Genomic DNA, 26,786 nt, shown 5'->3' with positions numbered 1-26,786 from the left:
TTTTTAATATACCATAAAACAAAAAAAAAGTATATGTATTTGATTTGAAAAATAAATAAATGTAAAGATATAAGAATAAGTTGTAGCAGTAAACAATTTATTAAAGAAATTGTAGATGCAGTATTGTAAAAAAAATGAAAATATGTTAATATAATATCGGCTATATGGTAATATTTACTAAATTAATGAATTTCTAAAATTACAAATAGTAGACTTAAATCTTGAAGGTTAATAAATCGATAAGCAAATTGGTCCAAGTATATTTGCCTTCAACTTTGTAATGTATTTATTTCTGTGAAAGGAGGTGAAGTTTATGCAAAAAATCAGACCGCCAAATAGCAAAATAAGGCTCAAAATATATCCTATATCCTAGACCTGAGAAATCGTAGATAGTAAAAATATATTGGAGCCTTATTATTACAGGATATATTGTTTAATGAGATTAGTCAATAGAATACCTATGTTAGTTTTGCATCACTTTACTAAAAAATAAACTATTCTTGAATAGAACACTACAAATGGGAGGAATTAAAATGAAAAGAACAATGATTATAACTCTAGTATTACTACTTTTACTAAGTTTACCGGTAGCTTATGCACAACAACCTGGTTTTGCTAGCTGTTGCTCTGATAATGAGATTAGTGAGGCTTGCTGTATAGATGGTGATTTGTGCGATTTTACAGATGGAGATTGCTGTTTAAATGAATTAGATGCTTATTGTGATGAAGCTAGATTAGAATTTGGAATACTTGCATTCCCATGCGGTGTATGTTCAGATGGGTTAGTTACCACAAGTTACACTGCACCTACTTGTACACAATGGGGAAGAACAACTTACTCTTGTGGTAGTTGTTCATATCAACAAGTACAAAATCATGCTCCAATAGGGCACAATTGGTCTCCACGTTCGCCCCATTGGTGTAATGAGACAGCTTCATGCACTCGGTGTGGTACTACAGCAAGAGGTTATACTCATGATTGGACGACAGGTACTAATCCATATTGTAGAAGATGCCATACACCTAGACCATAATTTTAAAATTACGTACTTATTTTTATAAAAAGCCAAGGGACAAGTTGTCCCTTGGTATTTTAGGAGGATAGTAATGCAAAAAAAAATTACAATTGTTATGTTAATCATTCTATTGTTTTTAACACTAACTTCATGTAAAAGTGAGACAGCGGATAATGCTTTGAAACAAAGTAGTAATTTAAATTATAGAGCAGTAGAACTTTTTAGGAACATAGAACTAGACGGGCTGTATAATGCCATACCCTTACCTAATGGGAAGTATTTAGTGTATGGATATAAAGATATATTAAAAGAATTAACGGAAAGAGAAAATGAAGTTAATTTTGAATATCTTATTGTAGATGAAAATGGCAATACAATTACAAAATTAGATATAAATAGCCAAATAGGGACTAATATGACATTAGGGGCTAATGGTAAAATAGTTTTTGGAAATATATATGATAATTTAAAAGAAAAAAAAAGGTATATGGCTTTAGAATTCTATAACTTTGAGGGCGAATTAATCAATAAAGAACATAAAGAAATTGACGAAAAAACAGAATATTATTTTAAGAAAATTCGAGTTAATGGTCAAGGTTTAATTTATGCCCTTACTAACAAAGGAGAAATTCTAGTATTAGATGATTATTGTAATATTATTAGTAGAATCAAGGGTACAGAGAGTATTATTGTAGACTTTGATATTATGACAGAAAACAAAATAGTTTTTGTAGAGCATAATAGGCATCTTGTTAAATATGATACTAATGAGAATAAGATGATAGAGAGAATTGAATTAGATAGTAATTTATTAATCAATGAGCTTAACTATAACAAAGTAAATAGTCTTATTTATGTAACCGATAAAAACAATTATTTAACTGCCGTAAGAGAAGATGGAGAAGTAGTTGAAAAGCATTTTTTTGATTATATACTGAATACCACGATTACAGAAATTGTAAATATATATGAAATTAACGGTATCACCTACTTGCACGGATTAAATATTAGTAAAAATAATGTATTTTATAAATTACTAGAAGTAGATGACAATGATAAAAATGATATAACGGAAAGTAATGAATTGGTGTTTGCAGTACTTGATGGACAAATAAATGAAACTTTGAGTCAGGCTTTACAAGTTTTTAAGTCCATTAATCCTGATATAAAGGTGAGGGTAATGGAAGTTGGTGATCTTTCTACAGAACAATTTCAGCAAAAAATAAACACAGAAATGTTAGCAGGAAAAGGGCCAGATGTATTTTTAGGAAGCTTCCCCTTTGATGCCTATATGAAGCAAAATTTGTTGGTGGATTTACAAGAATATATCCAGCAGGATCAGAACTTTAATAAAGAGGATTATTTAGAAAGTATCGTTGAACTGGTAAAGTTCAACGACAAACAATTTGTTATCCCAATAAATTTTAACTTTTCTAGGCTATATGTAAATACTCAGATATTAGAACAACATGGATTAACTATTGATGATGACAAATGGACAGTTGAAGAATTGATTAAAATTATTGAAGAAGTTGCAAGTAAAAATCAAAGTCATTACATTTTACCAGATTATGGGGCAGAAGAGTTAGGTGTATCCATTATCAAGAGTAATATGGACTCTTTCCTTAATGTTGAAAGTCAAAGAGAACGGTTTGATACTAAAGAATTTACCAAGCTAATTCAATCTATACAGAGTATTAGAGACTATGAAGCACCTTCTAATTCTGAACTTAGCAATATATTATTCATACCTTACCCTTATGGAAATTACAATTACAAGTTATATCTAGAATCAAGAGTAGATGATATCAATGATTATAGATTAATTAAAATGCCCAAATGGAATCAAGATAGCAAAAATAGGTTTGAAGCTACCTTGATAGGTATAAATGCTAACTCCCAATTAAAGGATGAGGGTTGGGAACTAGTCAGGTATTTTATTTCAGAAGGCTATGGAATAAAACTTGGAGATTCAGGTACATTTAGTATAAATAACGAAGCTAATAAATGGATGGAAGAATTGTATATTAAAGGTAGTAATGAACCAAAAACCGATGAACATAGGTTGTTTGATGTTCAGACAACAAATATAAGAAGTGATGATTTAAAAGTATCAGTTGAAGAGGTGGATAAGATTAATAGGATGATTAAAGGTCTAAACTACTATAGTTTTCTAAGACTGCCAATATATGAAGACTTAAATAAGTTCTTCAATAACCAGCAAGACATAGATCAAACTATTAGATCAATTGAAAATAAATTAGAATTGTTTTTGGGTGAGTAAAATTCTATAAGAAAAAGGGGGTGCTGTATATTATTGTTAAAAAACTTTTGATAAAAAAGAACAAAAGCCATTGGCTATATCTAATTCCAAGTATAGTTGGTCTATCAATATTTTATTTACTACCCTTTATTTGGATGATCTACTATTCCTTTTTAAGTAATCCTGTAAATGGTAGGTTTGTTGGTTTTCAAAACTATATAGAATTAATAAACAATAATGTCTACCGACTTGCACTTGGGAATACAGCCCTCTTTACTCTTATAAGTGTACCGTCGATCATTCTGTTATCGTTACTGGTGGCATTATTGCTTAATAAAAATATGTACTACAAGGAGAAATTAAAGGCATCTTTTATTATCCCATTAGTTGTTCCGGTTGCTTCTATAATCCTATTTTTTGATCTTCTCTTTGATACTCGAGGAGTACTGAATAACTTTTTAACAAGAATGGGAGGAAATCCAATTGATTGGTTGAACTCCAATTGGAGCATGTTGGCTATCATAATAATTTTTATATGGAAGAATATTGGCTATAATATTGTTTTGTTTATGGCAGGCTTAGCAAAAATACCGACAGAATATTATGAAGCCGCTAGTATAGAAGGGGCAAATTCACTTCAAAAGTTTCTAAATATTACTATTGTGTACTTATCACCAACTATGTTTTTTGTTTTAGTAATTTCCATCATTAATTCCTTTAAAATATTTAAAGAAATATACCTTTTAGCTGGGGAGTACCCCCATAGAAGAATCTACATGCTTCAACACTATTTAAACAATATGTTCATAAAATTAGAATATAACAAGTTGGTAACGAGTGCCATATTGTTTGCTTTAATTATATACATTTCCCTATTCCTGCTCTTTAAATTACAAAGAAAAATAGGAAGAGATATTAATTGGTAGGGAGGGTTAATATGAGAAAAATTTACATAACAATATTCACGATGATTTTAGCTATTATCATGGTTTTTCCACTAATCATAACAATCACCAATTCTTTTATGGGAGATCAAGAAGTGTTAGGGAACTATGAAACTGTAAAGAGCGGAGAGGTGGCACAAACAGAAAAATATATTAATTTTCAAATTATACCTGAAAGGGCAACTTTATATCAATATTATAATGTATTGGTTGTTAAAAATAAGTATATTAAAATGTTTTGGAACACCACATTTATCGTATTACCTTTGGTTTTAGGACATGTATTGGTAGCTTCTAGTGCCGCCTTTGCCTTTTCGAAACTAAAATTTAAATATAAAGATACTTTGTTTTTCTTATATATTGTTGTTATGTTAATGCCCTTTCAAGTTACATTAGTACCAAATTATCTTATATTAGATCGACTTAATTTAATCAATAGCTATCAGTCAATTATCCTTCCAGGGATTTTTAGTGCTTTTGGTGTTTTTCTATTGAAACAGTTTATGGATGGTATACCTAATGAATGTATCGAAGCCGCCGCCGTAGACGGATGTAATACTTTTCAGATATTTTATAAAATTGTCTTGCCCTTATGTAAAGAAGGGATTGCTGCCTTAACAATTTTATTTTTTATAGAAAACTGGAATATGGTGGAACAACCATTAGTTTTTATTAAGGACATCAATAAATATCCTTTATCACTATATCTATCTAATGTTAATCATTTTGAACTGGGGATTGCATTTGCTTCAGGTGTAATTTATATGATTCCAATGCTACTTATTTTCCTCTATGGAGAAGAGTATATAACAGAGGGAATAAAACATTCAGATATAAAATAGAAAAGGAGGTAGTTTTACCATGACACTTCAATCTAGCTTAAATAATAAGGTGACAACAGAGAAACAGAAGGTACTAAAAGTTGGAAAAGTTTTTCTACTAACAATGTTGTTTTTTACCTTCTTTTCAAAGACAATTATCAACTTAACACTTCCAGAAGTAATCGTCACAAGTCCATTTTCAGGTGAGATTTCTAGACAAATCAGGTTTAGTGGAGAAGTAATTCCTAAAAAAATAAATGAGGTCTATGCTAAATCAAGATTTAATGTAAAAGAGGTCATGGTGAAGATAGGCGATGAAGTTAAAAAAGATGATTTAATTATTAAATTAGACGATGCACCATTGAAGGAAGAATTGATTGATCTAAAATTTTTATTGGATACCTATCAAAATGAATTAAAAGTCATGGAACTAGAGTTAGAAGCTCTTATGAAAGAAGACTTTTTTCATTTAAAACATCACTTAAAAACATCAGAACTACAGCTGAATGGTGAAGAAAATAAATATAAAAATAATAAACAACTTTTTGATGAAGGAAAGTTATCTAGTAGCCAGTTAGAGGATTCAAGTAGGGCCTATACACTAGCCCAAAGGGATTATGAGTTGCAAAGAGAAGATTTAGTAAGAAAAGAAGAAAATTTAAGAAGAGAAATTGAAATAAAAAAACTTAACATAAGGAACAAAGAATTAGATATTGAAAAAACTTCCATGAAAGCACTGAAAATAGAAGAAGAAATAGCCCAATGTAATATTTATGCAATAGAAGATGGAATAATAGGAGACTTAAATGTTTCCATCGGAATGGAGATTAATAATTTAAGACCAATATATAGACTTCATATAATTGAAGATGGTTATCATATTGTGGGGCATACAGAAAAGGAATATAGTACGTATCTTGAGGTGCATGATGAAGTTATTGTATTTATAGAAGGTCTAGAAAGGGATGTTTCAAATCTCAACATTAGTAAATTACTAAATACAGAAAATAATACTCAAATATTTATAGATATTGATCAAGGTGTAGAGCTAGAGGGCAAGGAAAAAGTAGAAGTTAGTATTAATAAATCTCAAGGGTATTATCAAGCTATCATTCCTAATCATGCAATATACAAGGATTTTGAGGGAAACCACTATGTGTATATAGTAGAAGAAAAGAATGGGTATTTAGGGAAAGAATTTTTTGCAACAAAGAGAAACATTACTATAGGGGATTCTAACTTAATTAATACAGGCATTAAGAGCGGTTTGATGGGAAATGAAAAAGTTATTATTAGTTCTAATAAGCCACTTGAAAATGAAGTTCGCGTTAGGATTAGATAAAAATAGAAACCTATAAAAAGAGGTGTAATGATGAATAGTAGAAAATACTATTGGATCCTTTACTTTAGCTTTTTTATTTTTATATTTACGCTGTTACTTAACAATGCTATTTATGAATTTAATCATTATTACGACAACACCAATGGAAGTAAAATTTCAATATATTTTAATGAATATATAAATGAAGTATGGATAGATATTGAAGCTGTCATACAGGCCTTTGGGTCGATTCCTACATCCTACTATACAATGATTAACCAGCAAGTATTGTCTAGTAGAGGATCAAGTAATGTTAATGTATATGGAGTCGGGGGGAGTTTTGATACATTTTATCGTTTTTATTTAGAATATGGAGGGTTTTTAAGAGAAGAAGACTTAATTAATCAAGAATATATAGTAGTGATAGATCAGAGGACAGCTTTCCAATTATTCAATAAAATTGATGTGGTGGGGGACACTTTAACCATCTTTGGGAGACAATTTACAGTAGTAGGTGTCATAAAAGAGGAAGCTACACTATTAGCTGAGACGATAAATAACGATCAAATGGCGGTATTTATCCCCTATACATTAATGGAAGTTTTATATGAGAAACCTCTTGCTATTAAGGCAATAGAAATATTTAATAAAGATTTATCTGTCTATGATGTAGAAGAGAGATTAAAGTCAGTAGGACTGGGTTTAAGTGGACTACATATAGAAAGTAAAAAAATAGAAAATTATAAGGTTTTACAAAGAAACAAAATAACGCTTTTTTTTATGACAGGAATAACGACAATATATATATTAAAATTTATTAAGCATATCATTAAAGGGTTAATAAACTCAATAAAAGAGCAATTGAAAAACAATTATCCATTAGAAACCTCTAAGAAAGAGATAAAGGGGATAATGATAGGTTTATTAAAAATAAGTTTATTGATAGCAATGCTTTTTTTCTTATGGAATAGAGCATCCTTTGATTTATATATAGAACCAAGCAAGATAGCTAATGACCCCACAAATTTTAAAGAGGCATATTTAATTTTTTTAGAGGCACTAAAGGCAAGGTTACATCCACAGAAAAATGTATTATTACCACCAATTTCAGTACAAAATTACTATAGAAACTTAAGTAGCTCTAGTACAATGTTTAGCTTAATAAGTGGATTAGTAATATTTAATCTATTAATAAAAGAACGGTTTGTAAGCTTAGAATTATGGCTAGTACATTTTAGTAAAATTACAAAAATAATTATTATAACAAGTGGGTTAACAATAGCTACTTTACTTTTAATAGGCTTGCCAATAAGTATATCTATATCTCAATGGTTGATACTATATTGCTGTCTAGTGTTTATAAGCATTTATTCTCTGCTGGTTCATCCTAATTAAATATGTTTTAATCGGATAATATAACGGAGGTAGTCTTGTGTAAGGCTATCTTTTTTTATATATAGAAATAATCGTTTTAGGCATAAACACGGGAGTGAACAGAAGATACCATAGTAAAATAAATTTACGAAGTTAAATAACTATTTTTAGTAGGGTTTACAAAAATCAAAGGGTGGCATATAATGTCAGTGGGCCACTTTACAATCAATGAAATTTGGAGGTTCTATATGGGGGAAAAAGACTCAAAGAATATAAAAAAAGACTTGAACAATATTTTATATATGACCATGATCATTAATGGCTTTTTAGTAATCATGAAATTAACAGCAGGGATATTGTCCAATAGTAAGGGGTTAATGGCAGATGGATTCCATTCTGCTTCAGATGTTATTACGACAATAGGGGTTTTAATCGCTTTAGGTTTAGCTAAAAAACCCAGAGACCAAAAACATCCCTATGGACATGAAAAAATTGAGACTGTGGTTACTTTTTTACTTTCTATTGTCCTTATTATCGTAGGTTTCAATATAGGATTAAGTTCTTTTAGAGCACTAATGCAAAGAGACATGGTAATTGTTGGTGGGTATGTGTTTTTTGTAGCCATTATATCCATTATTCTTAAAGAATTTCAGTATCAGATAACCATAAAAATGGCAAAAAAAATCAACAGTGATGCATTAAAGGCAGATGCATGGCATCATCGTTCGGATGCTTTATCTTCTGTGGCTGCTTTAATTGGGATCATAGGTGCTTATCTAGGGTACACTGTCATAGACTCATTAATGGGATTAGCAGTATCTTTGATTGTTATTAAAGTTGGATTTGACATATTAAAGGATAGTTTTCATGGACTGATCGATGTATCCATTAAGTCAGAAGAATTAGAAGAAATAAAAGAATTAATACTTAATTTAGAGGAAATAATCCATATTAACGATATAAGAACTCGTAAGCATGGTTCAGTAGTATATGTAGACATAAAAGTCTGTGTGAATCCTTATATGGAAATTCATGAAGGGCATCAAGTTGCTGATAAAATAGAAGAAATCATAAGAAATAGAATTCAACATTTAGAGGATGTCATTGTTCATTTAGATCCATGTATGTTAGAGTCGAAGGATAAGCCTAATTGCCAGAAAGAAGATTGTAATGTATAAAGGCGGATGGAAAATTAATGTAAAATCTGTGTTAAAACTAGGTTAAAAAATTTAACATAGATTTAACATATATATAACATAGCTTTAACTAAAAGTTTGGCTAAAGGAAGTAAGATAGATAAGGAATTAAAAAACCTTTTAACAACAGAAAAGGGAGGATCTTAATGGAAATTATTTTTGGTTTACTTGGAGGACTTGGTCTATTTCTTTATGGTATGAACGTCATGAGTACAGGATTGCAGAAGGCTGCTGGAGACAAATTAAAGTCTATCATCAGCATGTTAACTAGCAACCGATTTATGGGAGTTTTAGTAGGTGCTGGTGTAACAGCTATTGTACAAAGTAGTAGTGCGACAACAGTAATGGTAGTTGGTTTTGTTAATGCAGGAATGATGAAATTAACCCAAGCTGTAGGGGTTATTATGGGGGCAAATATTGGGACAACCATTACTGCTCAAATTATATCCTTTAAAATTGAGAAATATGCTCCCATTATAGTAGGTATTGCTGTAGCAGTGTGGCTATTCACAGAGAATAGAAAGCTAAAGCAATTAGCAGAAGCCTTTATCGGATTTGGAATCCTATTTATCGGGATGCAATTTATGGGAGATGCCTTAAGGCCCTTAAGAAGTTCCCAAGCCTTTAGAGATCTATTGGTAAGCTTTGGAGATCACCAGGCTTTAGGGGTTTTAGCTGGATTTGCTATTACAGTAGCAGTACAAAGTAGTACGGCTTCTACGGGGATTCTATTAGCCCTTGCTACCGAAGGACTTATTCCAATCAACTCTGGTTTACCTATTTTGTTTGGTATAAATATCGGAACAACTGTAACGGCTATGTTATCAAGTATTGGGGCTAATCGTACTGCTAAGAGAGCGGCAGCTTTTCACCTTACATTTAACTTAGTGGGAACATTAATATTCATTCTGTTATTCAGAGACCCACTATATCGTGCTATTAATGTAATCAGTCCCGATAGTATACCAAGACAAATTGCAAATGCCCATACAATTTTTAACATAACTAATACATTAATACTATTACCTTTTAGTGGATTAATAGTGAAGTTTGTGAAAAAAATTATTCCAGGAGAAGAAGAAGCTGCTCAGGGGGTAAAATATATTGATGACCGTATTTTAGAGACTCCATCTATTGCCCTTGCCAGTGCAGTAAAAGAAACATTGCATATGGGGAATGTTGCTAAAGATTCATTAGAAAATGCTGTAGCTGGATTCTTTGAGGATAACCAAAAGAGCATAGATGAAAGTTTTAGAATAGAAAAAGTTGTTAATGAGTTAGAACGTGAACTGGCTAGCTATTTAGTAAAATTATCCAACACAAATATATCTGCCCGTAATCGTGAGACTGTTGATGGGCTTTTTAATACAATTAATGACATTGAACGTGTTGGAGACCACGCTGAAAACATTGCAGAATTAGCCCAATATAAGTTAGACAATCAATTAAATTTCTCGGACACAGCTATGGAAGAGTTAAAAGAAATGAATGAATTAGTTATTAAAGGCTACACCAATGCTTTATCTGCCATGAGAAACCTAGATGGAAGTTTAGCCATGAAGGTGATTGAAATAGAGGGAAAAGTGGACTTAATGGAAAAATCCTTAAGGGCAAATCATATTAGCCGTTTAAATAAACAAGAATGTCATACGAGCTCAGGTGTGATCTTCTTAGATATTATTAGTAATTTAGAAAGAATAAGTGACCATTCATCAAATATAGCAATGGCAGTATTAGATGAAATTAAAACCAATGGACATAAATAGAAGAAAGATTAAATAAAGATTCTTAATTTATAGTGCACCCCCAAAGTTAGACGAAAATTTCTAGCTTTTGGGAGGTGTTTTTTTATACTTATTTTTTAGATTCTACATAGATTTCTTTAATTGAATTAGTTCTAAATTATTTAACTTTGGCCAATAATAATGTAAGGACAAGGAATGGAGGCTGATAAATTGAAGAGATTCGTTGCCTATATAATGCTGGCTATATTCCTTTTTAATTTTACTGCTTGTAGACAAATACGCAGAGACATACCTGAAGATGAACTTAACCCATATATCTTATCAGACGTAGGTGATCTAAAAAAATTTGAAATAATAGAAAAGCGAATTGAAGAAGAAACAGGATTGACGGAAGTAATTGTCGTGATTAGAGGACAAGAGGTTTTTGTAGGTATAAATTTAAATGATAATAGAAATTATGGTTCAAATATTGTGCAAAGAATTGATGAAGTTGTGAGGAAAGACCCAAGGTATACTTATGTTTACATTTCAAATGAAAACAAAACAGTAGAATCCTTAAGGGTGATTAGAGAGGGAATAAGTAATGGGATTGAAGCAGAATACTATAACCAAGAACTTAATAAGATTAGAGATTCAATGACAATATAACGAGCTTCTGAATATTTAAAAAAGATGAGGAAATAATAGAAGATAGTTGAGTTGGAAGGAGCTAACTATGGATAAGAGACAAGATACTAAACTAATTATTATAGGTGGCGGTGAAGATAAAAAAGCAGATAAAGAAATTCTAAGGGAAGTTGTTGCGTTATCTGGTAAAAAAAATGCTAGGATTGCCGTCATTACTACGGCAACCAATTACCCCTTAGAAGTAGGTGAAGAATATAAAGATCTATTTTATGACCTAGGGGTAGATAAGGTCGATACCATTAATATAAGAAATCGCCAAGAAGCAAATAGAAGGCAAATAACAAAAAGCTTAGATGGAATAACCTGCATTTTCTTTGTAGGTGGAGACCAATTAAGAATTTCAAGTATTCTTGGGGGAACAGACTTTCATAAATATATTTATGAATTAATGGAAAAAGGCGTAATTATAGCAGGCACCAGTGCAGGAGCATCAATGATGAGCGAAATTATGGTGGTAGATGGTAGAGAAGAAGATGCCCCCAAAAAAAGTACTATTCGTTTAGCTCCAGGGATGGGTTTTTTAAATGGTGTTATTATTGATCAGCACTTTAATCAGAGGGGGAGAATTGGTAGGTTGTTAGGTGCTGTAGCCCAAAATCCTTATCCTTTAGGCATGGGTATTGATGAAGATACAGCGATTATTGTAAATGATAAAGATGATATAAAAGTCATTGGTTCGGGGGTAGTCACCATCGTTGATGGTAAAGAAATCGAATATACTAATATATCAGAACAATATCCTGATGAGCCATTAGTTATTACTAATGTTAAAGTTCATATTTTACCCAACTCCTATGGATATAGCATAAAAAGCAGAAAAGCCATAATTCAAGAAGAAAAATAAAACTAAACTTGAAGATAATGAGATTAAGGAGGACCATTGATGAATCTGAAGAATATTAGGGTATATTCAGGAAGAAATATATATAGTCATTGGCCAGTTATTAGGGTTGATGTAGACTTAGGTGAATATGTGGATGTACCCTCTTGTGATCTTGAAGGATTTAATGATAAATTACTAAATTTATTACCAGGGCTATGGAAACATAAATGTAGTCCAGGTTATGAAGGTGGTTTCTGTGAACGTTTGGAGAGGGGGACATATCTAGCCCATATACTAGAACATGTTGCTTTAGAAATTCAAATTATTTTGGGATATGACCTACGCTTTGGTAAAGCCCGCTATTTAGAAGATGAAACTGTTTATTGTGTAGTTTTTTCATATGAAAATGAGGTAGCAGGTTATGAAGCTGCTAAATTGGCCTTCGAATTATTAATGAGTATTATCCATAAGGTTGACATAGATATAGAAAATAGAATTAGTTTAATAAGAAATAGAATTAAAGAAAAACAACTAGGACCAAGTACAGCTGCAATTGTTGAAGAAGCAAGAAAGAAAAAAATACCCGTTATGCGTTTAGACGACAATAGTTTAATTCAATTAGGTTATGGAAAGTATTCGAGAAAAATACAAGCCACACTTACAGATCAAACCAGTTGTATAGCAGTAGATACCTCATGTGATAAAGAACTTACAAAACTTATGCTAACAAAATTTGATATTCCTGTTCCTGAGGGTCGGGTAGTTGATTGTCCTTCAGACGCAATTCAAGTAGCAGAAGACTTAGGTTATCCTGTTGTGGTTAAACCCCACAATGGAAATCAAGGTAAGGGTGTTTCTTTAGATTTACGAAAACCCAATGATGTAAAAAAAGCCTTTTATATTGCTAAAGAATATAGTGAACGAATTATTGTTGAAAAATATATAAAGGGAAAGCATTATCGCATTGCTGTGGTAGGAGATAAGGTAATTGCAGTAGCCCAGAGACTAGCTGCCCACATAGTTGGTAATGGTAATAATACGATTAGAGAGTTAATCGAGCTTGAAAACTTAAATCCATGTAGGGGTGATGGTCATGAAAAACCCCTTACTAAGATTAAAATTGATAATGTAACACAGTTAATTTTAGAAAAGCAAGACTTGACCCTAAGTTATATTCCATCAGAAGGTGAAATAATCTATTTAAAGGAAAATGCTAATTTAAGTACAGGGGGAATAGCAATTGATGCAACCGATGAAATTCACCCTGATAATGCTTTATTAGCCATTAATGCTGTGAGAATAATAGGCCTAGATGTTGCTGGGGTTGATATAACAATTGAAGATATATCAAACCCTATAGGGAACACAAATTTAGGTGCCGTAATTGAAGTAAATGCTTGTCCTGGAATTAGAATGCACCATTATCCATCAAAGGGTAAAAGTAGAAATGTGGCAGAAGCAATCATTAATTTAGTCTATCCCGAAAATGCAAAACATTCTATACCAATTGTTTCTGTGACAGGGACAAATGGCAAAACCACTACCAGTAGAATGCTAAGCAAAATATTGCAAAAAAATAATTTAGTAGTTGGATTAACCAGTACAGGAGGGGTTTACATTCAAGATGAGTTGATCTTGAAGGGAGATACGACTGGCCCTAAAAGTGCCCAAACAGTACTAATGGATAAAAGGGTAGAAGCAGCTGTATTAGAGACTGCCAGGGGTGGAATAGTCAATAGAGGGTTAGGTTATGAGATAGCTGATGTTGGAATCATAACTAATATTGGAGATGATCATCTTGGGTTAGATGGTATTAATACATTAGAAGATATGGCTGATTGTAAATCCTTAGTTGTAGAAGCTGTTAAAGACGAGGGTTATGCTGTATTAAATGCCGATGATTCCTTTACGCCACAAATTATGGAAAGGATAAAAAGTAAGTTAATCCTATTTTCTGTAGAAGCTAATAATGAGCTTTTGCAGAATCATATAAAAAATGGAGGAACAGCTGTCTACCTTTTCGATGGTCAAATATATCTTTACAATGGTAATGAAGGAATCCAATTACTTGATGTAAAAGAAATCCCTGCAACCTATAATGGAGCTTTAAAGCATAATATCGAAAATAGCTTGGCAGCAATAGCTGGAGCCTATGGAATAGGAGTAGAACTGTCTGTAATTTGTGCAGCACTACGAGAATTTAATAATGATTATGAAACAAACCCTGGAAGATTTAATGTGTTCGATTTGGATAGATTTAAGGTCATTGTTGATTATGGCCACAACATAGATGGTTTTACTAGAGTATTAGAAGGATTGAAAGAAATCGAAATTGGGCGATTAGTGGGAGTAATAGGTGTACCTGGCGATCGTACTGACATTAGTATATTGAAAATTGGAGAAATTTCAGGTAAATATTTTGATTACGTCTATATCAAGGAGGATAAGGATTTAAGAGGAAGAATGCCTGAAGAAGTGGCGAAGATTCTAAAAAAGGGATGCCAATTAGCTGGGCTTTCAGAGGATAAAGTGATTATTGAAGTTTGTGAAATTGAATCATTAAAACTGGCAATGGAGAATGCACAAGATGGAGATACAATTGTTGTATTCTATGAAGACTATGAGCCCCTTATTGATCTAATTGAAGATTATAAAGAAAAGATGGTTCAAGAACCTAAAACCTTAGATATAGAAATTGCAAAAGCAGCAGGCGGGGGAAAAGTGTAAATCAAAAACTGATAAGGGTAAGGGACTCTTATCAGTTTTTTTTGGGGCATAAAATCATCTGTGTCTTAAAAACAGGTTTAATACTTCACATAATGCGATGATTTCTTAGCAGGCTTTTATGGGTAAACCCCAAAAAGGTTAATCATTTAACAACATAGCTGGAAAATTTAAGTCACAAATGGTTATGTTAGTCAATAAAATATATTAATCTAATTAATAATTTATGGTATAGTGTAATAATATAGAGAATAAATTAGAAATTACATAAATGTTTTTAGTAATTAGTGGAAGGTTAAATATGTTTAAGTCTTATAAAAAAAGTGTATAAATACTAAATCACTGTAGCAATACTTTATGGGGGAAGGTGATACTGATGAGACATGTGGGGGTTTTTATTGACATTGATGGAACCTTATATAGACATTCATTAATGCTTGAGCACTTTAAAAAATTATTAAAATACGAGATAATAGACCCTGCTATTTGGCATAATATTGCTAAAAAAGCTTTTCATGATTGGGATAAGAGACGAGGGAATTTTGAAGACTATCTATTGGAAGTAGCAGAAATTTATTTAAATTCTATGAGGGGTCTTAATCGTAAAGAAATGGAATTTACAATTAGTCAAGTAATTGAATTAAAGGGAGATCGGGTATATCGTTATACTAGAGATCAAATTGAAAGACATAAGAAGCAGGGGCATAAAGTGTTTTTTATTTCTGGCAGCCCTGATTATCTTGTATCTAAAATGGCAGAGAAGTATGGTGTCACCGATTACCGTGCAACAACTTATTATGTTGATGAAAAGGGGAATTTTACAGGAGAAATAGCTCCAATGTGGGATTCAGTTAATAAAGAAAAGGCCATTAGAGAGATTGTCGAGAAGCATGATATAGATTTAAAGATCAGTTATGCCTATGGAGATACTCAAGGAGACTTTGCTATGTTAAAACAAGTGGGGAATCCAGTGGCAATAAATCCTGCACAGGAGTTATTAACCAATATTAAAGGAGATCCGGAACTCCTGAAGACAACAACAATCATTATTGAAAGGAAAGATGTTATTTATAAGATTCCTGCTGATGTAGAGATTATTGAATAGAAAAGGGAGCATGCGCTCCCTTTTAGTTTGCCATTCTATAGGCTTTGTCGAGTATTTCGATTTTATCGTCTAAACCAGAAGAAATATGAACTAATTTATCACTGGTGATGATGGCCACTTCAACATCTTCAAGGGTTTCAATTAAAGCTAGTCCCTCTTCTAGGCCTAATATAAACACAGCAGTAGAAAGAACATCACCATCAATAGCTTTATCAGAAAGAATCGTTACGCTTATTACACCAGAATCTGATGGATATCCTGTTGCAGGATCAATGATATGGTGATATCTCACATCTTCTTCTATAAAATATCTTTCGTAATCACCAGAAGAAACGATAGATTCATTTGACATAGCTATTCTTGCCATAACAGAACTAGAATTTAGCTCTGGCTTTTGAATTCCTATATACCATGGAGACTGGTCTGGCTTTTCACCAAAGACAAAAATGTCTCCACCTAGATTAACAAAACCACTTTCAATGCCATTGGCTTTTAGCACTTTAACTGCCTCGTCAACAGCATAACCCTTTGCAATACCACCAAGATCCATTAACATATTAGGGTCATTAATTTTAACATTGTTACCCTCTACTTCTAATTGATTAATGTCGATATGCTTTTGGGCTTCAATGATTTCTTCTTGCGCAGGGATCCTTTGCCAATCCTTACCAATCCCCCAAAGTTCAATTAAAGAACCAAGGGTAATATTAAAATTGCCTTTAGTGATATTTTTGTATTCGATTCCTTTTTCAATTACGTAAAGGGTATCATCACTAACTTTTACAGCTGCTTGCCCTGCATTCTGATTGATATTATAAACATCACTATTCTCGATTGAGGTGCTCATGGTATTTTCGATATCTCTAATTCGCTGAAAGGCTTTTTCGATTGCTTTATTTCCTTTAGATTGAGAAGGAGCAAAAACCCTTATTTGACCATAGGTTCCTAAAACAAAAGCCTCGCCATCCACCTGTTGCAAAACCTTTTCTTGGCAGGCAGTTAAGTTAAATACCATAGTTATTAATATCAGAGGGACAACTATAAACTTAATATATTTTTTTGCTTTTTTCATTGTAAACACTCCTCTTTTAAAGTCCCATTCATTATAACAATTCAAGAAATAAAAGTAAAGATAAGTACTAGACATAAATGAATAGAGATAATGATGAATATTTTTAGTAATCTTGGTAAATCTTGATAAAATCTTAAGTAATAAAAAATATTTATTAAAAAACAAAAAAAAAAGAAGGATTTTTTGAAGTTGTGTTAAATATTTATTAACGAGCAATAAATTTTATTTTGCTTTAAAAAGACATAAGTCTTTAAAGGAAAAGGGAGGAAGATGTAAATGAAAAAAATGCTGGCTATCTTACTGATTGTAGCATTGGCATTACCATTAACTGTATTTACTTTTGCCAATGAAGTACAAGAGTTGCCAACTTATGGTGGAAGTGTATTCTTCAATGGAGTTAGACAAACTGCTTTTGAAAATGCACCGCTAAGTGTAAAGGGAGATCTTTACATAGCTTTAGAAGAAACTGCTAAGTTAAAAGAAGTTACTGTTAATGTTGAACAATTTACAAAGGTAGAAGAATTCAATGAGGTAACTTATGTAACTGCAAAAGAATTTGCTCAAGTTACAGGTTTATACTTCTATGAAAACAAATTAAATGACCAAGCATACTTAATGGACAACTCTGTTGCTTTAGTTGATGGAGTTTACAAAGTTGCAAGTACACCACAAGGAAACGCAGCTGATATTGGATACCTTTCATTAACAGTTGAAGGTGGTAAAATCACTGCTGTTACTTTTGACGAGCAAAGAGGTACAGGCGAATGGAAATTTGGAGCAGGTAACTCTGAATATACAACTAGATGGGCTAATTCTAGAAATTTAGAGCCAGGTACTCCAGATGTACTTAAAGCTAACATCATCGAAACTTTAATTGCTAATCAAACTGCTTATGGAATGAATGTAGACGTTTTCACAGGAGCAACAAGTAGCTTTAAGAAAATTCATGAATTATCAAATGCTGCTATAGCTAAAGCAAAAGTTCAAACAATTCAACATGCAGCTCCTAAGGCATATAGAGATGGTAAATATGAAGTTGTTGGATTAGAGAACAACGGTTATACTCCAGTATTAAAAATGTCAGTTGCTAATGGAAAAATTACATCTGTTTTCTATGATGAAATTAATGCAGAAGGCGTTGGCAAAAGAGGATCTGACTACATGACTCGTTGGGCAAATGCTAGAGGTGTAGATGCTGAAGCGATTATCGCTAACGCAGAAGCTCAATTAGTTTATAACCAAGACCCAGCTTTAGTAGATACTTTAACTGGCGCTACTAGTGTTGGTAAAAACATGCTTATGATGGCAGCTGCAGCATTAGACCAAGCAGCTAGATTAGATTTTGAAGTAGAAGCTCCGGCATACAACGACGGATTATATTGGGTTCGCGGTGAAGAAGCAAGAGGATACATTCCTGTATTAAAAGTACGCATTGTTGATGGCGAAATCAGTGTTGTTGAACTACATGATGTAAGTACAACTACTGGATTAAGCAAGAGATATAATAGTGAGTATTTAACTAATTGGGGAGATCGTTTTGAAATCAAGCCACTAGAAATACTTATTGATATGGAAGCATATGTAATCGAAAACCAAAGTTTTGACATTGATGTAGACGTAAGTACAGGAGCTACTAGATGGGCTGAAGCAATTGAAGAATTAGGTCAAGCAGCTTTAGTAAATTCTAGTCAAGAAACTATCTATGTATTTGTTGGAAATAGCCAAGGTAGTGCTTACAGAAGACAATTCCTTGCTGTAGAACAAGCTGGTGAAATATTAGCTATTGATTATTTAGAATATCAAAACAGTAACTATATTCCTAAAATGCATAACACTGGTTATGTTGGACCAGATGCACGTTGGGTTGAGAGTAGAGCTGACGAATTAGGTGGTAGATTACCTTTAGAAATCCTAGAAGAAATTATGGGAATGCTTTGGGAGAATAAATCAGTAGAAGGCATCGACTCTATTACAGGTGCAACTAACTGGTTAGATGGAATCAACAAATTAGCTCCTAGTGCTTTTGAATTAGTTAAATAATTAAATCATGTTTAAAAAACTTCCTATCCTTTGGATAGGAAGTTTTCATTTTTTGAAGAAAATCCACTAATTGTAAGGTGTAAAACATAAACATAAACATAAAACATTAAATCTTTAAAAATCTAGAAGTAATCTTTTCCATAAATTAGTTCCATTTCACCTAATTTAAGATGATCTTTTAATTCTGCAAGAACACGAAATCCATTTTTCTTATAGATATTTCTACCAGCAATGTTATTTTCATTGACACTAATAAAGATTCTACGTAGGTTATAGCCTTTTGACTGATAGAAATTTTCAATGTCTTCAATACAGTGCTTTACAAGAAGTCCCCCATATCCTTTACCACGATTCTCTGTCTTGGTAATAGACATTTGAAAGATAACGACTAAGCCAGCTTGTATCCCTTCTCTAATTGCCCAAGTAACACTTCCTATAATTTCATCTTCACTATGTATAACAATTGAACGATGAACATCAATACATACGATGGCATGTTTTTTTGCCATTTCCATATCCTTGCCATAACGGGTTAAATAGTCTTGAATGAAATAATCACGATCGGAAGCTACAGCTAATCTAACTTTTGCCAAAATTTTCACCTCCATATAAAATAAGAGAATTTTAATGTATATATAGATTATAATATATCTCAAATAAATGTAAATCATTCCAGCTTAAATTATAACGATTGTAGCACCTTTTTTAAATTTCAGCGTAAATTGTATTAAGGAGGAGTGTGATATGATATTAGCTAGTAGATATTTAAGGTTGTTGGACCCCTATATGTTTGGGCCAGATGTAATGCATGTTCAGGAAAGACTTACTGAATTAGGTTATTATGATGGACCGATAGATTCCATCTATGATGAGGAGATCTTTGAAGCAGTTAGGTCTTATCAAGCAGATTATGGACTTAGTCCAGACGGGATTGTAGGTCCAGACACATGGAATTCTATTGGTTTAAGTCCTACTGTGGACTACCCTCTTCCTCCAGAAGGCTATTCAATTGAAATTGATCTGGAGAGTAAAATTCTTACATTAAAGCAATTTACGGAAATAATTGAAACATATCCTGTGGCCGTTGGTAAGCCTTCCACTCCTACACCTCCAGGTGATTGGAAAATTATTCAAAAGACCCTTAATCCTGGTGGGCCCTTTGGTACTAGGTGGATGAGATTAAATATACCTTGGGGTGGCTACGGAATACATGGAACAAATGCTCCTGAATCTATAGGCACAGCCGCAAGTAATGGTTGTATTAGAATGTTTAATGAAGACGTAGAAGTTCTTTACGACATTGTTCCTTTAGGTACACCAGTAAAAATTATTGGCAATGTATTTACTGGTAGAATACTAAGTGTTGGAATTGAACCAGGTCCCGATGTATTCGAGGTAAAGACAAATTTAACTCAGCTAGGCTATTATGATGGAGAAATAGATGGTATATTTGATGAAGAATTACGAGAGGCTGTTATAGCTTTTCAGCAGGACTTTAACATAGTTGCTGATGGCGTGGTAGGGGTAGATACCTACAATGAGTTAAGATTAGCAGTAGATCAATATCTTAATAATCGAGAACCATAGAACAAAAACTCCAGTTTAGATCTGGAGTTTTTATTTTAGGATAGAATTGAATAATTAATTTAGAGTTGTTGAAAAGACGCGATCATCTTCTCATATATAAATTATATAATAAAGTTGACAAATATTTTTCTTTGTTATAAAATAATCAGTGTTAAATAAAGGATTACGGGACATAAAAAATCCCACGATGTCCTTTTGTCTTTTATCAGTATTTGAATATATTTTAGAGATTTTGTGAAGGAGGAAATAGAAATGAGTTTAAAGAAAAAGTTATTAGTAGGTGTACTTGGTTTGACGATGGTGGCATTAACTGCCTGTGGAGGATCAGACGATGTTAATTCAACAACTGGTGGATTAAATGACGGTACATATGAAGGTACTGGTCAAGGTTTTAAAGGTGATATTAAAATCGAGTTAGTTGTTGAAGATGGAAAAGTAACAGACTTAAATGTATTAGAGCATGGTGAAACAGAAGGAATCTCTGATGCTGCTTTTGAAGGAATTACTGAGCAATTATTAGAGAAACAATCAGCTGATTTAGATGTTATTACAGGTGCTACTATGACAAGTGAAGGGTTAATCGAAGCAATTGAAGAAGCTCTTCCAAAAGCTAGTAACTAATTATTAAATATAATTTAATAATAAAAAGAAAAAGTATAGGTTGTTAAAGCCTATACTTTTTCTTTCTATTATTGACAGCTTATAAAAAAAGATATAAAATATAATTAATGAATTAATATTCATATTACGGTATAAAAATTAAGTGATGGATTGGAGGCTAAAGTAATGAAAAAAGAAAACATTGAAAAAAAGCTTAGTAGCCAAAGCCAAGAAAATAAGCAGACTCAGCAGGAATTAGAAAAAGCATATCAAATCTTATTAGAAAATAGACAAAAGAAAATTCAATTATGGAAATAAAATGAGGCATCTTTGTTCTAACGAATAGGGAAGTTCTACTTTGAATTATTTTAATATAAAAGAACTTTACGTAATGAAGTTTTAAAATAACCAGATAACATTATTTAATTGATTAATAAATTGTGAGGGTCCCTTGGTATTCGCCTAAAGTCATCCATTAAATCTTCATAAGAGAGACTTTGGTCTTTTCAAAAAAAAATTGAAGAGATTACATAATATTAGAACTAAACATATTAGTCAATGAATACAGATTAGAAATGTTTTCATTTTGAACTTAATATAGTCTAATCGTATTATGTAATCCCTATTTATAATTTACTAAAGTATTGTTTAATATAGCATAAGAAAAAAATCATCATACCTGACAATAGCTTTTTCAATAAGTCTTCCTATGGAAGGCTTTGTTTTTTGTGTAATCTGTTTTTCTTATATTGAAGCAGATTTAATAAAAACATCTACAACTTCAGGATCAAACTGAGTACCACTACATCTCAGTAGTTCTGAAATGGCCTCTTCATGGGTTTTTGAGTAACTCCGATAGGGTCTTCTAGTAGTCATAGAATCATAAGCATCTGCAACAGAAACAATTCTAGCTAATAGAGGAATATCAGTTTCTTTTAGCCCGTATGGGTAGCCTTCACCATTATACCATTCATGGTGATGTTTGATGATGGGAAGTATATCCTGTAACTTAGGTATAGAACATAAGATATTTACACCATGGAGGGGGTGTAACTTAATATGTTCTATTTCTTCTTCAGTTAACTTACCTACCTTGTTAAGTAATACGCTACCCAACTGTAATTTACCAATATCATGTAATAACGCCCCATACTTTAGTTCCTCCATCTGATGGAGGGGTAAAGAAAGTTTCATACCTATTTCTAAAGCATATCTAGTAACATTTTCGCTATGAAAAAGAGTATATTGATCCATAGAATGAATGACTGATAGCAGTATTCTTATAATGGAATAGATATCTTCATAACTATTGAAGTCCCTGTAGAGATTACCGTGAAGAATTGAGAAGTAGCTACCAATTTGCTGAAGGGTAAAGGCTTTAGCATTATGTAATTTTTCTTCAGTCAATTTTAAAAGCAAATCTTTTGATTTAGCTTCTTTAGGGAAGGCTGAAATTCCAGCTGAGACGCTGATTAAATCAGGTGGAAGATGAGCTTTGCCTTCAAAATTCAAAAGATTAATACTTTTTTGAAATTGTTTAACCCATTTAGTAGCATAGCTAATATCATTGTTGTTAAAGATTACTGCAAAAGTAGCGTCCGATAGTCTAAAGGCAATAGGTGCCTCTAAATCCTCGATTGCGTTGCCGATCTCCTTCAACAAACAATCGGCTTCATTTCTTTTAAACAAATTTATATAGGATTTCATGAAATTAATTTCTAATATTGCTAAGATAAAGGTTTTCTCAAGTTGGATTTTACCGTCTAAATACTCACTGAAATATCTTGAGTTATAGAGAGAAGTAATATCATCAGTAAGGGCTAATTTTTTTAAATGTTCATGTTGCTTATTAATTTCCAAAGCTAATTCATTAAAGGATAGAGCTAATTCACCAATCTCATCATCGGAGTAGATGTTAATGGGGATAGGCTTCTTTGTAAGCTTAATCTCTGTAATGACTTCTCGAGCATGATTTATTGGATCTAATAAATACTTTTTCATAAAGTAATAGGCTAAGGTAAAAAAGACTAGTACTAATAAAAAAGTCGAAATCTGATACCCTTTTAAAGTATTGAATGCTTGACGATAGAAGCCATAGGGTATTTCTAAAATACCATAGGCAAGGAGATCACCATTAAGATTTTTAATCGGTATATAGTGATACAGACTCCCCTCTAGTAAGTGGTTGTCAAAATCATTTATAAAAGTATTTTCAAGATGCTTTTCTAGATTAGGGTTTGATTTAACTAATCTAGCGTTAACATACATATTGGTAGTTAGATTTGGAAAGCTAATATGTTCAAGTAAAAAAGCTTCGTCAATTTTTTCCAGTACTATAATGCTCCCAGAAATTAAGTTGTTATTTTCCTCTGATTTTATTGGCTGTAGCGTCATCATGTATAGTTCATCATTTAATAAAATAAAATCGCTAGTATTTTGAAGTTTGAAATTTGTGTTTTCAAATACTTCAATCATACTGGTTATATTATAGAAACCCTCAATATTTTCAAGAAGTAAGGAGCCAGAGGGGTTAATAACAGCTGTATATGAAAAATTAAAATGACTCGGTAGCCAGTCTACAATATTATATTTAAGCCACTCAATATCTTCTGTAGCAGTTTTTTCATAGGATTCTTCCCAGTAACTATAATCATAGACAATTAAATTAATATGATCTTGATACTTTCTTAAGTTAAAGAGGAAATGCTCTTGATAATGATTGATTTCTTTTTGCTTATACTGACCTAGTTGATTTTCCATAGATATTTTGGTGACATTCACCAGTGATATTATTGGAATAAATGAAGTAAGAATTAGGAAAATAAAGAGCTTATGACTTATTTTTTTATGTAAGTGTCTATATCTATTCAGCACAGGTAGCCCTCCTTAACAAGATCTTTCATTAATATTCGACTTTCGACAAAATAATACCTTTTTTTCATCAGTTGAAAATTAAATTATGTTTATTTTGGTTGAGTTAGATTAAATTATATTAAGTCCTTTAGTTTCTTTATCTAATGTCATTCCTAAATCTTCCCAAGAAGGACTTTACTCTAAACTGGGATACTAACTATAAATGTTTATAAGCTGAATTGTTAGTATTTAAGTTTATAACCTCATTTATATTACCCATTGAATACCAAGTAGCGATGTTTTCATTTTGAATTAATATTAATTTGATGTTAGTTATGCAATTTCCTAATTAATTTAATCGACGAACTCCTAGGAGGAAATTAGTAAGAAGTTGGTAAGTGTACAAGTTATCAAGCATAGTTTTGATAGAGGAAGTAAATATTAATGTGATATAAGAGGAGTTTATTTACATCCATAATGGATATAAATGTATAAATGTACCAATTATTAATCTTAAAGAAATGGAGGGATTAAATTGATCTATGAAGACTACAATCCTATGAAGAAAAAAATGTTTCAAATTATGAACGAGGAAGGCGAAATTATTCAACCTCAATTGATGCCAGACCTAGGCAAAGAAGAATTACTGAAAATGTATAGATTAATGGTGCAAACTAGAGAAACTGATAAAAAAGCATTACTGTACCAAAGACAAGGAAGAATGTTGACCTATGCACCAAATTTGGGACAAGAAGCTGCTCAAGTTGGTAGTGCCTTATCTCTAGGAAAAGAAGATTGGATGGTACCAGCCTTTAGGGAGCTTGGGGCATGGTTGGCTAGAGGAATAGAAGTCAATATGGTATATCTATATTGGTATGGTAATGAGTATGGAAGCAAGGTACCAGAGGGAATTAAGGTATTACCCGTATCTGTACCAATTGCCAGTCAATTACAACATGCAGTAGGAATTGCGTGGGCATCTAAACTTCAAGAAAAGGATGAAGTCGTCATGACATACTTTGGAGACGGAGCCACTTCACAAGGGGACTTTGGGGAGGCAATGAACTGGGCTGGGGTGTACCAAACCCCAACTATTTTCTTCTGTCAAAATAACCAATTTGCCATCTCTGTTCCTAGAGGGTCCCAAACAGCTTCAGAGACCATTGCTCAAAAGTCTATTGCCTACGGAATGCCTGGCATACAAGTGGATGGGAATGATATATTTGCTGTTTATGTAGCTACAAAAGAAGCTGTAAAACGAGCTCGCAATGGCGGCGGACCAACACTAATTGAAGCCTTTACCTATCGTCTTGGTGCCCATACCACAAGTGATGATCCTACCCGTTATAGAAGTGACCAAGAGGTTGAAGCGTGGAAGAAGAAAGATCCAATTGATCGGATGAAAAAATACTTAATGAGGGAAGGTTTATTAACTGAAGAAGAGGATGAAAAAATAGCTCAAGAATATATCAATATTGCAGAAGATGCCTTTAAATATGTAGAGGCTAATGGGGAGATTGAATTAGAAGATATTTTTAAATATCAGTTCAAAGAAATGACACCTCAATTAAAGGAACAACTAGAAGAATATAAAGAATTTTTAAGAGGAAGAGGTGAAGCATAATGCCATTAATGAATGTATTACAGGCTGTGAATGAAACTTTAAAGCAGGAAATGCGTAGAGATGATAGAGTCGTTGTATTTGGAGAAGATGTTGGCCATGAAGGTGGGGTTTTCCGTGCAACAGTAGATTTACAAAAGGAATTTGGTAAAGATCGTTGTATGGATACTCCTTTAGCAGAGTCAGGTATTGTTGGTGTAGGCATTGGAATGGGGTTAAATGGATTAATTCCAGTAGTAGAGATCCAATTTATGGGGTTTGTCTACCCTGCTTTTAATCAAATTATCACCCATGTTGCAAGAATGAGAAATAGGTCGAGGGGAAGATACACTGTCCCTATGACAATTCGCATGCCCTATGGTGGTGGTATTAGAGCCTTAGAACACCACTCTGAAAGTACAGAGGCTCTGTTTGCCCATATTCCTGGGCTTAAGGTTGTGGTGCCTTCAACACCCTATGATACGAAGGGTTTACTGGCATCGGCTATTAGGGATGAAGACCCTGTCATTTTTTTAGAGCCAAAGCGAATTTATCGAGCTTTTAAGCAAGAGGTTCCAGAAGAAGAGTATTTAATCCCCATCGGAAAGGCAAAGGTAGTTAAAGAGGGAGAAGACATCACAATTATTTCGTGGGGAGCTTCTATGAGGGAGGTTTTAAAGGCTACTGAAATGGCAGAAGGCAAAGGGATTTACCCAGAAGTAATTGATTTAAGAACTATTGCACCGATAGATCGGGAAACCGTCATCCAATCAGTTAAGAAAACTGGGAGAGTATTGATTGTCCATGAGGCTCCAAAAACTGGAGGTGTAGGAGGAGAACTAATTTCCATCATAAATGAAAAAGCATTTTTACACCTTGAGGCTCCTCCCAGTAGATTAACAGGATTTGATACAGTATTCCCATTACCTAAAGGGGAGCATCACTATATTCCAAGTCCTGAGAGGATATTAAAGAAAATTACTGAAACAGTAAATTATCTTACATAGGGGGAATA

General features: G+C 32.5%; 21 protein-coding genes. 18 read left to right on the top strand and 3 right to left on the bottom strand.

What is annotated here, in order from left to right; genetic code table 11:
- Nucleotides 1-533: 533 nt before the first annotated feature.
- The 12 genes from T335_RS0113655 (at nt 534) to T335_RS0113600 (ending at nt 16,019) form a co-directional block, all read left to right on the top strand.
- Complete coding sequence (locus tag T335_RS0113655) at nt 534-1,034, top strand: hypothetical protein (RefSeq protein WP_026478046.1); 501 nt, start codon at nt 534-536, stop codon at nt 1,032-1,034.
- Between the two features lie 73 nt (nt 1,035-1,107).
- Complete coding sequence (locus T335_RS0113650; protein WP_026478045.1) at nt 1,108-3,300, top strand: ABC transporter substrate-binding protein; 2,193 nt, start codon at nt 1,108-1,110, stop codon at nt 3,298-3,300.
- Between the two features lie 20 nt (nt 3,301-3,320).
- The gene (locus tag T335_RS0113645) at nt 3,321-4,205 is read left to right on the top strand and encodes a carbohydrate ABC transporter permease (RefSeq protein ID WP_330371239.1); all 885 of its coding nucleotides are present in this window, start codon (nt 3,321-3,323) and stop codon (nt 4,203-4,205) included.
- Between the two features lie 11 nt (nt 4,206-4,216).
- Nucleotides 4,217-5,065 (top strand): carbohydrate ABC transporter permease, encoded by an 849-nt coding sequence (locus T335_RS0113640; RefSeq protein ID WP_034328560.1) that lies wholly within the window; start codon nt 4,217-4,219, stop codon nt 5,063-5,065.
- Between the two features lie 19 nt (nt 5,066-5,084).
- Complete coding sequence (locus T335_RS0113635; RefSeq protein ID WP_026478042.1) at nt 5,085-6,386, top strand: efflux RND transporter periplasmic adaptor subunit; 1,302 nt, start codon at nt 5,085-5,087, stop codon at nt 6,384-6,386.
- 30 nt (nt 6,387-6,416) lie between these two features.
- Nucleotides 6,417-7,760, top strand: a complete 1,344-nt coding sequence (locus T335_RS0113630) for an ABC transporter permease (protein WP_026478041.1) — start codon at nt 6,417-6,419, stop codon at nt 7,758-7,760.
- A 227-nt stretch (nt 7,761-7,987) separates the two neighbouring features.
- Nucleotides 7,988-8,917 (top strand): cation diffusion facilitator family transporter, encoded by a 930-nt coding sequence (locus T335_RS20785; RefSeq protein WP_051569320.1) that lies wholly within the window; start codon nt 7,988-7,990, stop codon nt 8,915-8,917.
- 164 nt (nt 8,918-9,081) lie between these two features.
- Nucleotides 9,082-10,701, top strand: a complete 1,620-nt coding sequence (locus T335_RS0113620) for a Na/Pi cotransporter family protein (RefSeq protein ID WP_026478040.1) — start codon at nt 9,082-9,084, stop codon at nt 10,699-10,701.
- Between the two features lie 189 nt (nt 10,702-10,890).
- Nucleotides 10,891-11,328: a YhcN/YlaJ family sporulation lipoprotein gene (locus tag T335_RS0113615; RefSeq protein ID WP_026478039.1), complete on the top strand. Its 438-nt coding sequence runs from the start codon at nt 10,891-10,893 to the stop codon at nt 11,326-11,328.
- Nucleotides 11,329-11,395: 67 nt separating this feature from the next.
- Nucleotides 11,396-12,211 (top strand): cyanophycinase, encoded by an 816-nt coding sequence (locus tag T335_RS0113610; RefSeq protein WP_026478038.1) that lies wholly within the window; start codon nt 11,396-11,398, stop codon nt 12,209-12,211.
- Between the two features lie 39 nt (nt 12,212-12,250).
- Nucleotides 12,251-14,917, top strand: a complete 2,667-nt coding sequence (cphA, locus tag T335_RS0113605; protein WP_026478037.1) for a cyanophycin synthetase — start codon at nt 12,251-12,253, stop codon at nt 14,915-14,917.
- A 373-nt stretch (nt 14,918-15,290) separates the two neighbouring features.
- Nucleotides 15,291-16,019, top strand: coding sequence for an HAD family hydrolase (locus T335_RS0113600; RefSeq protein ID WP_026478036.1), 729 nt, complete (start codon nt 15,291-15,293; stop codon nt 16,017-16,019).
- 22 nt (nt 16,020-16,041) lie between these two features.
- Here the strand turns inward: T335_RS0113600 and T335_RS0113595 are convergent, their stop codons facing one another.
- Nucleotides 16,042-17,091: an FAD:protein FMN transferase gene (locus T335_RS0113595; protein WP_026478035.1), complete on the bottom strand. Its 1,050-nt coding sequence runs from the start codon at nt 17,089-17,091 to the stop codon at nt 16,042-16,044.
- Nucleotides 17,092-17,367: 276 nt separating this feature from the next.
- Between T335_RS0113595 and T335_RS0113590 the strand changes: the two genes are divergently transcribed.
- A complete protein-coding gene (locus tag T335_RS0113590) occupies nt 17,368-19,131 on the top strand; it encodes an FMN-binding protein (RefSeq protein ID WP_026478034.1) in 1,764 nt (587 codons plus the stop codon).
- Nucleotides 19,132-19,253: 122 nt separating this feature from the next.
- Here T335_RS0113590 and T335_RS0113585 read toward each other — a convergent pair whose 3' ends face one another.
- Nucleotides 19,254-19,724: a GNAT family N-acetyltransferase gene (locus T335_RS0113585; protein WP_026478033.1), complete on the bottom strand. Its 471-nt coding sequence runs from the start codon at nt 19,722-19,724 to the stop codon at nt 19,254-19,256.
- Between the two features lie 151 nt (nt 19,725-19,875).
- On the opposite strand from T335_RS0113585, the gene T335_RS0113580 reads away from it, so the two are divergent.
- The 3 genes from T335_RS0113580 to T335_RS22855 all read left to right on the top strand — a co-directional run bounded on the left by T335_RS0113580 (nt 19,876) and on the right by T335_RS22855 (nt 21,636).
- On the top strand, nt 19,876-20,718 hold the full coding sequence (locus T335_RS0113580; protein WP_026478032.1) for a L,D-transpeptidase family protein: 843 nt from the start codon (nt 19,876-19,878) through the stop codon (nt 20,716-20,718).
- 252 nt (nt 20,719-20,970) lie between these two features.
- Nucleotides 20,971-21,339: an FMN-binding protein gene (locus tag T335_RS20780; protein WP_034328558.1), complete on the top strand. Its 369-nt coding sequence runs from the start codon at nt 20,971-20,973 to the stop codon at nt 21,337-21,339.
- Nucleotides 21,340-21,504: 165 nt separating this feature from the next.
- Nucleotides 21,505-21,636: a hypothetical protein gene (locus tag T335_RS22855; protein ID WP_278246901.1), complete on the top strand. Its 132-nt coding sequence runs from the start codon at nt 21,505-21,507 to the stop codon at nt 21,634-21,636.
- A 426-nt stretch (nt 21,637-22,062) separates the two neighbouring features.
- On the opposite strand, the gene T335_RS0113565 is transcribed toward T335_RS22855, so the two are convergent.
- Nucleotides 22,063-24,192: an HD domain-containing phosphohydrolase gene (locus tag T335_RS0113565; RefSeq protein ID WP_026478031.1), complete on the bottom strand. Its 2,130-nt coding sequence runs from the start codon at nt 24,190-24,192 to the stop codon at nt 22,063-22,065.
- Nucleotides 24,193-24,706: 514 nt separating this feature from the next.
- On the opposite strand from T335_RS0113565, the gene pdhA reads away from it, so the two are divergent.
- Both pdhA and T335_RS0113555 read left to right on the top strand, forming a co-directional pair.
- Complete coding sequence (pdhA, locus tag T335_RS0113560) at nt 24,707-25,795, top strand: pyruvate dehydrogenase (acetyl-transferring) E1 component subunit alpha (protein ID WP_026478030.1); 1,089 nt, start codon at nt 24,707-24,709, stop codon at nt 25,793-25,795.
- The gene (locus T335_RS0113555; protein ID WP_026478029.1) at nt 25,795-26,778 is read left to right on the top strand and encodes an alpha-ketoacid dehydrogenase subunit beta; all 984 of its coding nucleotides are present in this window, start codon (nt 25,795-25,797) and stop codon (nt 26,776-26,778) included. The genes pdhA and T335_RS0113555 overlap by 1 nt, the downstream gene beginning before the upstream one ends.
- Nucleotides 26,779-26,786: the final 8 nt, after the last annotated feature.

The sequence above is a fragment of the Alkaliphilus transvaalensis ATCC 700919 genome, assembly GCF_000621485.1.
Classification (GTDB): Bacteria; Bacillota; Clostridia; order Peptostreptococcales; family Natronincolaceae; genus Alkaliphilus; species Alkaliphilus transvaalensis.
This window is presented reverse-complemented; position numbering and strand designations above follow the sequence as displayed.